This is a genomic window from Streptomyces sp. SD31 (genome assembly GCF_052068475.1).
Taxonomy (GTDB): Bacteria; Actinomycetota; Actinomycetes; order Streptomycetales; family Streptomycetaceae; genus Streptomyces.
On the sequence record NZ_JBQHCX010000025.1, the window covers coordinates 1 to 14,521 of the forward strand.

The window sequence follows — 14,521 nt, forward strand, 5'->3', positions numbered from 1 at the left end:
GCGGCAGGTAGACCACGTCGAAGCCCATCGCGGCGATCGCCGGGAGCCGGCGCGCGGCGGTGCGGAAGGTGCCGTGGAGGTGCTGCGGGGTGCCTTCGGAGCGGGGGAAGAACTCGTACCAGGAGCCGTACAGGGCCCGCTCCCGCTCCACCAGCAGCGGCAGCGGATCCGACGCGGTGACCAGATCCCGCAACGGATACCGCCCCAACACCGCATCCACGTTCGCCGCGAACGCCGCCTCCAGCCGTGACGCGGGCGGCAGTGAGTCGTCCCGCAACGCCTCCGCGGCGGCCAGCACGGTCGCCCGCCCCGCCTCGTCGGGCACCGCGGCCGCCGCACGCTCGTACAGCTCGCTGCCCTCCTCCAGGACGAGCCCGACGTCGATCCCGGCCGGAACCTTGATCCGGGCGGTGTGGCGCCACGTGGCCACCGGGTCGCTCCAGGCCTCCACCTGGAAGGTCCAGTGGCCCACCGACGACGGCGTCACCTTGGCGCCCCAGCGGTCGCTGCCCGGGGCCAGTTCATGCATCGGCGTCCACGGGCCCAGGCGGCCGTCGGGATCGGTCAGCACGACATTGGCGGCCACGGCGTCATGGCCTTCGCGGAACACGGCGGCGGTGACCTCGAAGGTCTCTCCCGCGACGGCCTTCGCCGGATGCCTGCCGCACTCCACGGCCGGCTGTACGTCCCGTACCGGGATGCGGCCGATCGTCCCGGTCCTGGTCCGGGTCTTCGTCTTGGTCCTGCCCATGGTTCACCTCCGCCGTGCTCGAGGCCGGGCACCAGGCCCGGCCGGGGGTCGAAGCTGCGCCGGAAGGTGTCTACTTCCCGGCAACGAAACGCCACCGCCGTGATCTCGGTGGGCCCCGGCGCGCGGTGGCGCCCAAGCGGGGCCGCTCGTCCTGCTCCCGGAGGTAGGCCGCCAGGGTGACGCGCAGATAGCGTTCCGCCGCGTCCGCGGCCTCGCGCGCGCAGCGCTTGCCCATCAGCACACACAGGGTGTAGCCGGCGTCCTCGAAGGTGGCGCGCACCGTGTGGTCGGCAGGGGCCGCGAGCATGGCGCGCTCCCAGGCCCGATAACGCCGCAGTTGCCGAGCGACTTCGGCTTTGGCCGGTAGCAGCATGGCGCCGTTCACCTTCCGGGCTGCTCGATGACGCGTCTCCCGACCGTCGGGCGGAACCCTTGCGCGCACACACGCGGGTTCCGTTACGGGCATCGAGGTCTTCACACATGGTGCACGGTTGACGACTCAGCGTCTTGTTGGTTCTTCAACTACCTCAGATGCGTGCTCCTGTTGCACGAATGGCGTACCAACCCCACCCTGGAGTGACTCAGAAGCGATCAGCGCTCACGCTCCGTGCTCGGGGCCCGTCCCGCAGGGGCGAGGAGAGCGGGAGCTTTCGCGGTGAGGAGGTAACGACGGTGAAGACCGCAGTGCCCTGCTACTACCACCTCGACGTGGAAGTGAGCCCCGAACGGGTGGGGCAGGTCAGCCGAATTCTGGCCGCTCACCTCCGGTACTGGGACCTGGAGACGCTTGTCGAGCCCGTCCGCCACGGCACGGAGATGCTGCTGCGGGCCATCGACGAGCACGCGAAGGACAAGAACACCTCCATCGAGATGTGGTGGAACGGCCAGCACCTCATCACCGCCATCGGCGACAACGACCGCGCCCTGCGCCCGGACCACGAACTGCGCGCCTGTCTGCAACACCTCGCCGCCATGAGCGACGGCTGGGGCTGCTGTGCCACCGAGACCGGCAGCAAGATCATCTGGTTCTCGCAGCGCGCCCGCGCCGGCGAACGCGCCCCGCTCGTGCCCACGGCGCCCGCTCCCCACCTGCGGGAGGCCCTTCAGGTACCCCGCGAGGTGCCCGTCACCGCCGTGGCCGACGCGGCGGGCACCCGGGACGTCGTCCTGGAGGAGGCCCGGTGACCGTGCGACGACGCGGCAAGGGGGTGCCGGCCTGGAGCGGGCACCCCTATCCGCTGGGAGCCGTCTTCGACGGACAGGGTACGAACTTCGCCCTGTTCAGCGAGGTCGCCGAACGCGTCGAGCTCGTCCTCGTCGACGACAAGGACCGGCACAGCGTCGTAGAGCTGACCGAGGTCGACGGCTTCGTGTGGCACGGGTATCTGCCCGGCGTCGGACCCGGACAGCGCTACGGCTACCGCGTCCACGGCCCCTGGGACCCCGGCCTCGGCCATCGGTGCAATCCGGCGAAGCTGCTGCTCGACCCGTACAGCCGGGCGGTGGACGGCCAGGTGGACAACCACGCCTCGCTCTTCGAGCGCACCCCGGGCGCCCCGTCCCCGGCCGACAGCGCCGGGCACACCATGCTCGGTGTGGTGACCGACCCGCACTTCGACTGGGGCGACGACCGCCCGCTGGGGCGGCCGTACGCCGACACCGTCATCTACGAGGCGCACGTACGGGGCCTGACCCGCACCCACCCCGACGTCCCGCCGGAACTGCGCGGCACCTATGCGGGCCTTGCGCACCCCGCGGTCGTCGAGCACCTGACGAACCTCGGGGTGACCGCCGTCGAGCTGATGCCGGTGCACCAGTACGTCCAGGACGGTGTGCTCCTCGACCGGGGCCTGTCCAACTACTGGGGCTACAACACGATCGGCTTCTTCGCGCCGCACAACGGCTACGCCGCCCACGGCACCCGCGGTCAGCAGGTCGACGAGTTCAAGTCGATGGTGAAGTCGCTGCACGCGGCCGGCCTCGAAGTGATCCTCGACGTGGTCTACAACCACACCGCCGAGGGCAACGAGCGCGGCCCCACCCTCTCCTTCCGCGGCATCGACAACGCCTCGTACTACCGCCTGGTCGACGGCGACTGGGCGCACTACTACGACACCACCGGCACCGGCAACAGCCTGCTGATGCGCCACCCGTACGTCCTCCAACTGATCATGGACTCGCTGCGCTACTGGGTCACGGACATGCACGTCGACGGTTTCCGCTTCGACCTGGCGGCCACGCTGGCCCGGCAGTTCCACGAGGTGGACCGGCTCTCGGCGTTCTTCGACCTCATCCAGCAGGACCCGGTGATCAGCAGGGTCAAGCTGATCGCCGAGCCGTGGGACGTGGGGGAGGGCGGCTACCAGGTGGGCAACTTCCCGCCGCTGTGGTCGGAGTGGAACGGCAAGTACCGGGACGCTGTACGGGACTTCTGGCGCGGCGAGCCCGGTTCGCTCGGCGAGTTCGCCTCCCGGCTGACCGGCTCCTCCGACCTGTACGCGCACAGCCGGCGACGCCCGCGCGCCAGCGTCAACTTCGTGACCGCGCACGACGGGTTCACCCTGCGCGACCTCGTCTCCTACAACGACAAGCACAACGAGGCCAACGGTGAGGGCAATCGGGACGGCGAGAGCCACAACCGGTCCTGGAACTGCGGCGCCGAGGGCGAGACCCGCGACCCGGCCGTCCTGCGACTGCGCGCCCGCCAACAGCGCAACTTCATTGCCACGCTGCTGCTCTCGCAGGGCATCCCCATGCTCGGCCACGGCGACGAACTCGGCCGCACCCAGCGCGGCAACAACAACGCCTACTGCCAGGACAACGAGGTCTCCTGGATCGACTGGCGGCTCACCGACGACCAGCGCGACCTCGCCGGCTTCACCCGCTACGTCATCGCGCTGCGCGCCGCCCACCCCGTCCTGCGCCGCCGCCGCTTCTTCCAGGGAGAGACGCCGACCCACCCCGAACAGCCGCTGCCCGACCTGGTGTGGCTGCTCCCCGACGGACGCGAGATGACCGACGAGGACTGGCAACGCTCCGACGCCCACTCGGTCGCCGCCTTCCTCAACGGCGACGCGATCGCCGAACCGGACTGGTGCGGCGAGCCCGTCGTGGACGACTCGTTCCTGCTCATGCTCAACAGCTACTGGGAGCCGGTGGAGTTCCGCCTGCCGGACGCCACATTCGGCGAGCGCTGGACCCTCTTGATCGACACCGCCGAACCACAGGGCCCTCCCGACGAATCGGAGTACAAGGCGGCCACCACTGTCCTGGTGGAGCGCCGCAGCCTCCTGCTCCTCTCAAGACCCTCGCGAAAGCGCCCCTGAAAGGGGGCGCGGGGAACTGCGCGACCAGCCACAACAAAGCCGCAGACGACAACGAACCCAGCGCGGCACCCCCTGGTCGCACCCTCTACCGTGCTCGCCGCGACGTCACCGTGAACTGCGCCCCATCCGGATCACGCAGCACAGCTTCCTCGCTCCCCTTCGACAGCACGCTGCCCCCATGCAGCTCCGCCGCCCGCGCACACCCCGCCACGTCGGCCACCGCGAAGTGAACCTGCCAGTGCGGCCGGATCGTCGGATCCGGCGCCGCCTCCAGCGCACCCGACTCGATTCGCGCCACGACGTCGCCGCCGCTGCGCAGCACGACCTCCCCGCCCTCGTAGCGGACCTCGCAGCACCCGGGCCGCTCCGTCGCCCAGTCCAGGACCTCGCCGTAGAACATGGCGGCGTCGAAGGCGTCGCGGGTGTGCAGGCGGATGAAGGTGGGCGCCGCGCGCCGCCAGGTCTCCCAGCTGGAGTGCAGCTCGCCCTCCCAGACGCCGAAAGTCGCGCCGTCACGGTCGGCCAGCAGCGCCGCACGCCCGGGCGGCAGGGAGAGCGGTCCGACGGCCGAGGTGCCGCCGCGCTCCTGGACGCGTGCCACGGCCTCGTCCGCGCTCGGCACGGCGAAGTAGGGCGTCCAGGCGACGGCCATTTGCCACATCGTGGCGACCGCCGCGACCCCGGCCACCGGAATTCCGTCGGCCAGGGCCACCCAGAAGCGGTCACCGAGCTTGGCGGGCCGCCAGCGCCAGCCCAGTACGGCCGAGTAGAACTCGTGGGTGGCCTCGAGATCGCGGCTGGTCAGGCTCACCCAGCAGGGTGCCCCGAATACTGAGTGTGTGGACACGACGTCGGTCGTGCCCGTGGGGTTTCTCGCATCGTCGTTCATGTCAGTCGCGTCCTGGCTCTCGCGCGACCGGCGGCCACCGGTCTCCTCCCAGTGTCCAGCCGGAACCGCTCCGGGGCCTGTCGAGTTACCCCCGGCGTGGCGCCGAAACGGACGGTGGCCGGCCCTCCGCTTCACTGGCACACGGGGGGCGAAGCGGCGAGGATGGAGGCGTGGCATCCGTACCGCACGAGCCCGCAGACGAGACCGACCGGATCCTCGAGCTGCAAGAGGAAATCGACCAGCTCAAGGAGGCGGTCGTCTCGCACGCCGTCGTGGACCAGGCGATCGGCATGGTCGTCGCCCTCGGCCGGGTGTCGCCGGAGCAGGGGTGGGCCGTACTGAAGGACGTCTCCCAGCACACGAACATCAAGCTCCGCCAGGTCGCGGAACTGATTCTTCGCTGGGGCCGGGACGGGGAGATGCCGCCCGAAATCAGCGTCGAGCTCGAAGAGGCCCTCGAACGTCGTGGCCCGACGCAGATTCCGGGATCGGCCCAGGAGTGACTCCTCCCTTCGGGTTCAACGGACTTCCACGAGCATTTCGTCGCGCAAATGGGCGAAGCAGCCGCTCAGCAACCGGGAGACGTGCATCTGCGAGATGCCGAGCTGCTGCGCGATGCGGCTCTGGGTCATCCCGCCGAAGAAGCGGAGGTAGAGGATGGTCCGCTCACGCTCCGGAAGCCGCTGCAGGCACGGGCTGACGGTCACCCGGTCGACGACGACGTCGTACGCCGGATCGGGACCGCCGAGCGCGTCGCCCAGCGCGTAACCGTCCGTGCCGGGCATCTCCGCCTCCAGCGACAGCGCGGAGAAGCACTCCAGGGCCTCCATGCCGGTGCGCACCTCGGCCTCGGTCAGATGCGCGTGCTCGGCGATCTCCGACACGGTGGGCACGCGCCCCGGGGTCCGCTGCGACAGCTCCTTCGCGGAGCTGCGCACCCGGTTGCGCAGATCCTGGACCCGGCGCGGCACGTGCAGCGTCCACATGTGGTCGCGGAAATGCCGCTTGATCTCGCCGGTGATGGTGGGCACCGCGTACGCCTCGAAGGCGTGGCCGCGGGCCGGGTCGTAGTGGTCGACGGCCTTCACCAGTCCCAGGGCGGCCACCTGGTACAGGTCCTCGAGGGATTCACCGCGCCCCTTGAACCGGACGGCGATCCGCTCGGCCATGGGCAACCAGGCCTGAACGAGATCGTCCCTGAGCGCCTTGCGTTCCGGCCCGTCCGGCATTCCCACGAGCCGGTCGAACGCTTCCGCGGTGTCAGGGGCGTCGTCGTGCGGATGCTGCTTCGTTCTGGTGGTGGCACTCATCCGTGCGCACCTCCTCAGACAGGTGCTGACTGGACAGACACCATGGGAGGCGCGGAGTCGGACCCCAGGAGGACATCCCGGGGCCCGGTGGGCCGGCTCCCACGGACGTGCCTCCTGTCCGAAGCACATATGGGTGGATTCCCCCCTGAAGGGGTAACTGAAACAAACTTCGTGAATGCGACTTCGTGTCACCGTCGAATGACTCTGTGTTTGCGGAGAAACGGGGCCGCCATTGCCGTCCCTTGGTCCGTTACCTCTGTTGCAGAGGTAACTCGGTGGCAGGACGCAGGAGACCTTCCCGGAGCAGGAGGTCTGCCCGCCCCGCAGCTGCGCGGTGCCGAAATGGAGCTGTTGCGGCTGGTCGTGGAACGGCCCGGCATCGGGATCTCGGACGCGGCCAAGGAGCTGTACCTGCCGGGCAATTCGGTGTCGACACTGGTCACCAGCTGGCCCGGCAGGGCTATTTGGTCCACGAGACGGCCCCGGCCGGCCGGCGCGCCGCCCGACTGCTGCCCACTCCGGTGGCCGAGGCCCGGCTCGGCGAGTGGCGCAAGCGGCGCGCCGATCTCGTACGACGTCAGGTGTCCGGCCTCGACGAGGCGGACCGGGAGACGCTGCTCGCGGCGATCCCTTCTGCCAGTGCCCGTCGGCATGGTCCACGTCTTCGGGTACGACGCCGCGGCGACCGTATGTCGGCCGGGCGCCGGCGCGGTCGGCCTCAGCGACGCCGCCGACCAGCTCGCCGGCATCCACCCCGGCGGCATGGTCCGCCGCCTCGAACTCGCCCAGGCCCTGGTCAGCGCGCCCGCCTGCTGATCCTCGACGAACCGACCATCGGCCTGGACCCGATCGCCCGCACCGGCGTGTGGGAGCACATCGGCGCCGTCCGCGCCGCCACCGGCATGACGGTCCTGGTCACCACCGAGGCCGCATCCGGGCCCTCGGCACCCCGACCGAGCTCAGGGAAGGGCCCGGCGCCCGCCGACTGCCGCGGGGCGGCCGTCACCGACCCGCTGCCCACGCTGGAGGACGTCTTCCGCGACCTCGCCGGCGGCGGACTCGGCGAGAGTTTCAGGAGACTCCTCGCTGCTGGACCGGCCGGCTCGCTGATCTTGGTGCGCAACGTGATGTGCGGCACGTGGTCGAACCCGGCCGCCGGCCCAGAAAGCGGATTCTTCCTGCCCACGGCTTGATCGGTGATCAAGGGGGCGAATGCGCTGGCCACCGCGCATTCTGCTCATTTGACAGTGCACACGGCGCAAAGATAGGAAGCAGCTCTCTGAGGTCGAGAGGTGGACTGTGTACGAGCCGAACGTGGTCGGGGACTGGCACGAGTACGACGAGCATGCCGGTCTGCGTGTCCGCGTCCACCGCCTGGAAGCCGCCGAGCCGCCGCGCGGACGGGACGACGCCGCCGAAGGCCTGACGTACTTCAGGGTCCGCGTCACCGTCGAGAACCGTGGCGACCGGCACCTCGGCATCCACCTCGAGGACGGCCAGATCGACGTGCGGATCGGCCGTGACGGCGAGGCGGCGTTCATCGACTGGCGCAACTCGCAGTTCATCGAGGGCTTCGACGTCTACCCGCTGCGCCGGGCCACCGCCGTGCTGTACGCGGCGGGCCCGGAGGCGAGCCTGAGCCAGGTCGACGTGCAGATCCAGCTGCGCGTCGAGGAGGAGTGGGCCGACCGCCGGCTGTGGACCGGCGGCCTCGGGCTGCAGGAGAACTCCGTCGGCGCCCACACCGCCACCCTGCGCGACGGCCTCGCGCTCCAGGTGAGCAACTTCCTGCGGGACCAGGCCGAAGAGGGCACCGCCTGACGCGTCGCGTCTCGGCGGGGGAGGGCGTCGTCCGACGCGGGAACGCCCTCCGCGCCCGATGTCTCAGTGCGGGATGCCGTCGATGATCTCCCGTGCCCCCTGACGCAGCAGCGCGACCGCCACCGACGTACCGAGCGTCGCCGGGTCCAGCCGGCCGGCCCACTCGTGGGCGTTCAGTCGCGTCTTGCCGTCCGGAGTGAACACACAGGCCCGCAGGGACAGTTCGCCGCCCCGGTCCACGCGCGCGTACCCGGCGATCGGGCTGTTGCAGTGCCCCTGCAGGACATGCAGGAACATGCGCTCGGCGGTGGCCTCCCGATAGGTGTCCGGGTCACCGAGGCCGCTGACCGCGTCGATCAGCTCGGTGTCGCCCTCCCGACACTGGAGCGCGAGGATGCCCGCGCCGATCGGCGGCATCATCACCTCGGGGGAGAGGACCTCGCTGATCACGTCGGGGCGACCGATGCGCTCCAGGCCGGCCACCGCCAGCAGCAGCGCGTCCGCCTCGCCTGCGGCCAGCTTCTCCAGCCGCCGGTTGGCGTTGCCGCGGAACGGCACGCACTGGAGGTGCGGGTGGGTGGCGGCCAGCTGGGCGACGCGGCGGACCGAGGAGGTGCCGATCCGGGTCCCGGCCGGCAGCTCGTCCAGTGTCAGCCCGTCGGGATGGATGAGGGCGTCCCGGACGTCGTCCCGCTTCAGGAACGCGGCGAACGTCGTCCCCGCGGGCAGCGGCCGGTCGGCGGGGATGTCCTTGACGCAGTGCACGGCGAGATCGGCCTCGCCCGCCAGCAGCGCGGCGTCCACCTCCTTGGTGAACGCCCCCTTGCCCTCGACCTGGGACAGGTCGCCCATCCACTTGTCGCCGGTCGTCTTCACGGGCACGACCTCGGTGCGCACACCGGGGTGCAGGGCCGCCAACTCGGCGCGGACTCGCTCCACTTGGGCGAGCGCCATGGGCGAGTCACGGGAGACGATACGGATCAGTTCAGGGACGGACATGTGGACACGATAGACCGTCACAACCCCGCGTCCGTGCGGTACCGCCCCATTCCCGCCCGGCCCTTGCCGCCCGCCCCGCCCTCGACGCCCGCCCGCACCGGCCGGATCAGCACCGCCAGCGCCGCCACCGTCAGCAGCCCCCCGACGAGGAACGTGCCGCGCACCCCGACCCCGGGCAGCAGGACGCCCCCGAGCAGCGCACCCGCGGCGATGCCCACGTTGTAGGCGGCCGAGTTGGCCGCGAGGGCGGTCTCCGTGCGACCCGGCGCCACCTGGAGAACCCGGCTCTGCGACGCCATGAAGGTGGTCGCGACCGAGGCGCCGAGCAGCATGATCAGCACGACGCTCGCCGCCGGGACGTGGCCCGCCGCGTGGAGACCGAGCAGCGCCACCGCCTGGGCCGCCACCGGCACGGCCAGCGTGGCCCGCGGAAAGCGGTCGAGGAGTGGCCCCGTCACGGCGACCCCGGCCAGCGCCGCCCCGCCGAACGCGAACAGCACGCCGCTCACCGCGTCCTCGCCCAGCCCGCTCACCTCGTCGAGGAAGGCGACGACGTAGGTGAACCCGGCGAAGAAACCGGTCACCGACAGGGCGGTGACGGTCAGCACGACGTAGAACCCGCGCCGGTCGGGGGTGACCCCGTACGCGGAGTGGCCGTCCTCCGGGCGGGACAACGGCAGCAGGACGCCGATGGTCACGAGCGACACGAGCGCGAGTACCCCGAGCAGCGCGAAGGGCGTCCGCCAGCCGGTGTGCCCGCCCAGCCAGGTCCCGGCCGGCACCCCGACCACCGTGGCCAGGGAACCACCGACGGACAGCAGCCCGATGATCCGCCCCCGGCGCTCGGGCGGAAACAGCCCGACCGCGACCGGCCCCATCACCGACCAGAACAACGCCTGCGCCGTCGCCGTCGCCACCCGCGCCGCGAGCAGCAGCCCATACGACACCCCTCCCAGCGCCGACACCCAACTGGCCACGGCGAGCAGCCCCAGCAGCCCCGCGAGCAGATACCGGCGTGGCAGGGACCGGGCGGCATGGGCGAGGGGCAGCGACACGACCGCCACGGTCAGGCCGTACCCGGTCACCAGGGCGCCCACGGCCGCCAGCGAGACCCGCAGGTCGTCCGCCATGAGCGCGAGCAGGCCGACCGGCAGGTTCTCGGTGGTGTTGAACGTGAATGCCGCCAGCATCAGCGCCGCGACGACGGCTCCACGCCGCCAGGGTGCCGGACGTACGCTGCCCATCCATCCGCCTTTCCGAGAGGGGAGTCGGGGCAAGCGTGCCGGTCGGCGGCGGGCGCCTCTACTCTTTCGCTCCAGGACGAATCCTCGGGCCGGCACGAGGCTTTCGATCCGGTACGAATCGCTGCTCACGACGGGGGTCGCCATGCCGCTCGCCCTGCACCTCGGCACCGACGACCTCACGCGCTGCCGGTTCGCGATCTCGCCGCTGTGCCAGACCCACGAGGCGCTGCGCCTGCTCCGCCGGCCCGCCCGGCACGGCTACCACCAAGGCTGGTTGCGCCGGATGCGTCGTACGGTCGCCGGACTCGACCTGACACCGCTGTGGCTGTTCATCCCCCCGCCCGGCGGCTACACCCCGGACTTCCTGGGCCCGCCGCCGCAGGAGCCGTATCCCTCGATCGAGGACGAGTTGGCGCGGATGCGTGCCACCGACCCCGACCTGGCCCACGCGGAGATGACCCGCTCGCTCGACTGCACCCCGGGACTCGCCGAGTCACCCCAGGGGCGCGCCGCGCTCGACGACCCGGCCGCCACCGTACGGCGCCTGGCCGACCTCACCGAACAGGCCTGGCACGCCCTGCTCGCACCGGACTGGCCGCGCCACCGCGCTGTTCTGGAGGCGGACATCGCGCACCGCTCGCGCAGGGCGGCGGACGCCGGGCTCGACGCGCTGCTCACCGGACTGCATCCAGCCGTCGACTGGGCGGGCCACACCCTCACGCTGCGCGGGTACAGCGATGTGCCGGACGCCCAGACACCCGACGGCAGAGGGGTGTTGCTCATGCCGAGCGTGTTCGTGTGGCCGGACGTGGTCAGCGGCTTCGCCCGGCCCTGGCAGCCGACCGTCATCTACCCCGCCCGAGGCATGGGCCGCCTGCACAGCGTCCCCGCACGGCGCCCGGCGGAGGCGCTCGCCCGGCTGCTCGGTCACCAGCGGGCCGCCGTCCTCGCCGACCTGACCACTCCGTCCTCGACGACGGACCTGGCCCGCCGTCACGGCCTGGCCCCCTCCACCGTGTCGGCCCACCTCTCGGTCCTGCGGGAGGCCGGCCTGCTGGAGTCCCGGCGTCAGGGCCACTACGTGCTGTACGGACGAACGGCCCTGGGAGACGCCCTCGTCGACGGGAGCATCGACGGGAACGCCCGACCGGCGGCCGGCTGACACCGGCCGCGCGCTCGTCGCCGTGGGCGAGGACCTACTGGAGCCCGAGGGGCCGATCAGGCGTACGGGTCGAACGCGATGCCGGACGGTTTCGCCGACGCCAGATGGTTCGTGAAATTGGCGTCCTTCAGGCCGAAGTTGGCGCTGCCGAAGTCGTAGGCGACCAGCTTGTCGCGCACGCCCGACGGGTAGCCGTTCCAGCCGACCAACGGCGGGTACTGCCAGGTGCCCTTGTGGTTCTCCGGCGGCTCGTCGTTCGAGCCCGCGAGGCGGAAGCAGTGCGTGCTGACGCCGTCCTTGTGGTACACGATCTTCGGGTGCGTGCCGTCGAAGCGCACCGAGGACGCGGCGCTCACCGTGAACGAGCCGTGGTTGGACGTCGAGACGTACTGCACCGCGTTGTTCTGCACCCACACCACGACATGCTCCCAGTCGTGCCGGTGCCCGCCGATGCTGCTGCCCGCCACGGCCTGGTCCTTCTCGAAGTACAGGCCGTACATGTAGGCGCACCAGCCGTTGTTGCACTTGTAGCGGGAGTAGCCGTTGGTGTTGTCGAGGTCCGAGGCGTCACGGCAGTCGCCGCTGAGCGAACCGGTCGGATTGAGACCGCCGTTGACGGTTCCGTCCGGGCCGATGGCGGGGGTGGAGTAGCAGCCGTCGGTGTCGTAGTCGTAGGCCGGCTGGTACGTCCTCTCGGCCGTGTCGGCGTTGGCGGGCAGCGCCGGCGGCGGGGCCGCGAAGGCCACGGCGGGGAAGGCGATGACGAGGGCGGCGGCACCGGCAAGACCGGTGAGCCATCTCCTGCGCTGGGTACGGAACGTCTGTGACGACACTGCGTCCTCCTCCTGGCTCGGGCGCAGCCACAACGGCTATGGGGGGAAAGGCAGTTCAGGATCCTGGCTTTTCACTTCCGTGCCAAGAGTCACGGGCGTACCTGTGGTAACGATCAGTGCAACAGTCGGGGCGGGTCGAACCCCGTGGGGAAGGCCGGGCACTTGGGGGCTGGAGTCGCCTCACACACCGTCGTCCGGCAGGTCGGCCGCCGCGTCCTCCGGTGCGAGGTCCGGCCTGAGCCGCAGCCAGGACGGCTGGCGCAGCATGCCGGACCGGGTGCGGACGCTGTAGCGGACCTCGCCGACCAGCCGGGGCAGCACCCAGTGCGCGCCGACCGCGCGCGGGGCGGGGTCGAAGGGGCAGGTGTCCGTCTCGGACGCCCGCAACAGCTCGGCCAGCCGCGTCCGTTCCGCCTCGCTCCAGCCGGTGCCCACGCCGCCGACGTACCGCAGACTTCCGGCCGCGCGCTGTCCGACCAGTACCGCGCCCGGCAGGCCCGTGAGTCGTCCCTTGCCGGGCAGCCAGCCCCCGACGATGACGTCCTCCGTGCGCATGTTGCGGATCTTGATCCAGGCGCGGGAGCGCACCCCCGGCTCGTACACCGAGTCCAGCCGCTTGCAGACGAGCCCCTCCAGCCCGTGCTCCAGCGTCGCCCGCAGGGCCTCGGCGCCGTGTCCGACCAGCGCGCCCGGCGTCGACCAGAACGGCCCGCTCAGGCCCAGCTCCTCCAGCCGCCCGCGCCGCCGGGTGTAGGGCAGCGTGAGGAGCGAGCGGCCCGCCAGGTGCATCACGTCGAACAGGACCAGATGGACGGGGGTGTGAGCGGCCATCCGCGCGGCGCGTGTCGGCGCGTGCGCCAGGCCCATGCGGGACTGCAGCAACTGGAAGTCGGCGCGGCCCTGTTCGTCCAGCGCCAGGATCTCCCCGTCCAGTACGGCGCGGGTGGTGCCGAGCGCGCTGCCCAGCGGCCCCAGTTCGGGGTAGGCGGCCGTGATGTCCTCGCCGGAACGGGCACGCAGCAGCAGGCTGCCGTCGCCTTCCAGATAGACCACCGCGCGCTGGCCGTCCTGCTTGGTCTCGTACGCCCAGCGCGCGTCCTGCGCGGCGGGCGGCAGGGTGCCGGGCGTGGCGAGCATGGGAGGGATCAGCGGCAGACTCACGGGTCAGTTGTCGACGGTCCCGCCCGCCGCCACGCGCCCCCGCCGTCGTTTTCCCCTGAACGGCGGCCGAGGCGGCTGTCCCCCGGACAGCGCAAGGGCGGTCAGCCGTCCCCGTTCGGCGGCACGGCCCGCACCAGACCCGACTGGTAGGCCATGACGACGAGTTGGGCACGGTCGCGGGCGCCCAGCTTCGTCATGGCACGGTGGACGTGGGTGCGCACGGTCAGCGGGCTGACGAAGAGCTTCTCGGCGATCTCCTCGTTGGAGTGGCCCTCGGCCACCCAGGCCATGACCTCCCGCTCCCGGGCGGTGAGAGCGGCGAGGTGCTCGGGCGCGACCGACTGCGAGCTCTCGGTGGGCGAGGCCAGGAACCGTGTGATCAGCGTGCGGGTGGCGGTGGGGGAGAGCAGGGACTCGCCGGCGGCCACGGTCCGGATACCGTCGAGCAGCACGTCCGCGGTGACGTCCTTGCCGAGGAAGCCGCTCGCCCCGGCCCGCAGCGCCTGCGCGACGTACTCGTCGATCTCGAACGTGGTCAGGATCAGCACGCGCACCGCCGCGAGGTCCGGATCCGCGCAGATCGCGGACGTGGCGGCCAGTCCGTCGGTGCCGGGCATGCGGATGTCCATCAGGACCAGGTCCGGGCGGTGGGCCCGGGCGAGATCGAGGGCCTCGGCGCCGTCGGCGGCCTCGCCGACCACCGCCATGTCCGCGCAGGAGTCGATCAGGATCCGGAAGGTGGCCCGCAGCAGGGCCTGGTCGTCGACGAGCAGTACGCGGATGGTCATGGGCGGGGTCTTCCGGTTCCGGAGCGGTCGGGTGCGGGTGCGGCAGGGTGCGGTGCCGGCGAACGAGAGATCTTCCCGCCTCGGACATCTGCCAGGGTCCAGGGAACGGCCCGGCACGTCGTCGTGCGTCTGCCGACATTCGCCGGTACTCGGAACGCAGTACGCGCCACGGGCAAGGTCATCCCCGAGGGGGAGCAGGGCCCGTCCTCACCCCACGCACCGGCAACTCCACCGCGT

14 protein-coding genes and 2 pseudogenes are annotated in these 14,521 nt (G+C 71.4%); 7 read left to right on the forward strand and 9 right to left on the reverse strand.

Translation table 11 applies throughout. The features are described 5' to 3' along the window. Together ACTMVF_RS39110 and ACTMVF_RS39115 are read right to left on the reverse strand one after the other, a co-directional pair. Nucleotides 1–751: maltotransferase domain-containing protein (locus tag ACTMVF_RS39110; protein WP_441275850.1), on the reverse strand; the 751-nt coding region annotated here is incomplete at its 3' end. A gap of 70 nt (nt 752–821) precedes the next feature. Then, a complete protein-coding gene (locus tag ACTMVF_RS39115; RefSeq protein ID WP_441275851.1) occupies nt 822–1,124 on the reverse strand; it encodes a DUF5133 domain-containing protein in 303 nt (100 codons plus the stop codon). 299 nt (nt 1,125–1,423) lie between these two features. Between ACTMVF_RS39115 and ACTMVF_RS39120 the strand changes: the two genes are divergently transcribed. After that, a complete protein-coding gene (locus tag ACTMVF_RS39120) occupies nt 1,424–1,936 on the forward strand; it encodes a pep a2 (RefSeq protein WP_441275852.1) in 513 nt (170 codons plus the stop codon). Further along, complete coding sequence (gene glgX, locus ACTMVF_RS39125) at nt 1,933–4,077, forward strand: glycogen debranching protein GlgX (protein WP_441275853.1); 2,145 nt, start codon at nt 1,933–1,935, stop codon at nt 4,075–4,077. Before ACTMVF_RS39120 ends, glgX begins: the two co-directional genes overlap by 4 nt. A gap of 85 nt (nt 4,078–4,162) precedes the next feature. Here glgX and ACTMVF_RS39130 read toward each other — a convergent pair whose 3' ends face one another. Then, complete coding sequence (locus ACTMVF_RS39130; protein WP_441275854.1) at nt 4,163–4,966, reverse strand: VOC family protein; 804 nt, start codon at nt 4,964–4,966, stop codon at nt 4,163–4,165. A gap of 170 nt (nt 4,967–5,136) precedes the next feature. Between ACTMVF_RS39130 and ACTMVF_RS39135 the strand changes: the two genes are divergently transcribed. Then, nucleotides 5,137–5,469 (forward strand): ANTAR domain-containing protein, encoded by a 333-nt coding sequence (locus ACTMVF_RS39135; RefSeq protein ID WP_441275855.1) that lies wholly within the window; start codon nt 5,137–5,139, stop codon nt 5,467–5,469. A gap of 15 nt (nt 5,470–5,484) precedes the next feature. On the opposite strand, the gene ACTMVF_RS39140 is transcribed toward ACTMVF_RS39135, so the two are convergent. Beyond that, nucleotides 5,485–6,276, reverse strand: coding sequence for a SigB/SigF/SigG family RNA polymerase sigma factor (locus ACTMVF_RS39140; RefSeq protein ID WP_441275856.1), 792 nt, complete (start codon nt 6,274–6,276; stop codon nt 5,485–5,487). A gap of 309 nt (nt 6,277–6,585) precedes the next feature. Here ACTMVF_RS39140 and ACTMVF_RS39145 point away from each other — a divergent pair. From ACTMVF_RS39145 to ACTMVF_RS39155, 3 genes and pseudogenes are all read left to right on the forward strand, one after another. Next, nucleotides 6,586–6,911 (forward strand): annotated as a pseudogene (locus ACTMVF_RS39145) (MarR family winged helix-turn-helix transcriptional regulator); the annotation flags it as partial. Beyond that, nucleotides 6,874–7,343 (forward strand): annotated as a pseudogene (locus tag ACTMVF_RS39150) (ATP-binding cassette domain-containing protein); the annotation flags it as partial. The pseudogenes ACTMVF_RS39145 and ACTMVF_RS39150, both read left to right, overlap by 38 nt. A 232-nt stretch (nt 7,344–7,575) precedes the next feature. Beyond that, nucleotides 7,576–8,097 carry a hypothetical protein gene (locus tag ACTMVF_RS39155; RefSeq protein ID WP_441275857.1) on the forward strand — a complete coding sequence of 174 codons (522 nt, stop codon included), beginning with the start codon at nt 7,576–7,578 and terminating at the stop codon, nt 8,095–8,097. Nucleotides 8,098–8,160: 63 nt separating this feature from the next. Here the strand turns inward: ACTMVF_RS39155 and hemC are convergent, their stop codons facing one another. Then, nucleotides 8,161–9,096, reverse strand: coding sequence for a hydroxymethylbilane synthase (gene hemC / locus ACTMVF_RS39160; protein WP_441275858.1), 936 nt, complete (start codon nt 9,094–9,096; stop codon nt 8,161–8,163). A 17-nt stretch (nt 9,097–9,113) separates the two neighbouring features. Next, nucleotides 9,114–10,340, reverse strand: a complete 1,227-nt coding sequence (locus ACTMVF_RS39165; RefSeq protein ID WP_441275859.1) for an MFS transporter — start codon at nt 10,338–10,340, stop codon at nt 9,114–9,116. 142 nt (nt 10,341–10,482) lie between these two features. Between ACTMVF_RS39165 and ACTMVF_RS39170 the strand changes: the two genes are divergently transcribed. Next, nucleotides 10,483–11,502 (forward strand): DUF5937 family protein, encoded by a 1,020-nt coding sequence (locus ACTMVF_RS39170; RefSeq protein ID WP_441275860.1) that lies wholly within the window; start codon nt 10,483–10,485, stop codon nt 11,500–11,502. A 56-nt stretch (nt 11,503–11,558) separates the two neighbouring features. Here the strand turns inward: ACTMVF_RS39170 and ACTMVF_RS39175 are convergent, their stop codons facing one another. From ACTMVF_RS39175 to ACTMVF_RS39185, 3 genes are all read right to left on the reverse strand, one after another. Further along, a complete protein-coding gene (locus ACTMVF_RS39175) occupies nt 11,559–12,335 on the reverse strand; it encodes an NPP1 family protein (protein WP_441275861.1) in 777 nt (258 codons plus the stop codon). A 180-nt stretch (nt 12,336–12,515) separates the two neighbouring features. Then, on the reverse strand, nt 12,516–13,496 hold the full coding sequence (locus tag ACTMVF_RS39180) for an ATP-dependent DNA ligase (RefSeq protein ID WP_441275862.1): 981 nt from the start codon (nt 13,494–13,496) through the stop codon (nt 12,516–12,518). 101 nt (nt 13,497–13,597) lie between these two features. Next, nucleotides 13,598–14,284, reverse strand: a complete 687-nt coding sequence (locus tag ACTMVF_RS39185) for a response regulator transcription factor (RefSeq protein ID WP_441275863.1) — start codon at nt 14,282–14,284, stop codon at nt 13,598–13,600. Nucleotides 14,285–14,521: the final 237 nt, after the last annotated feature.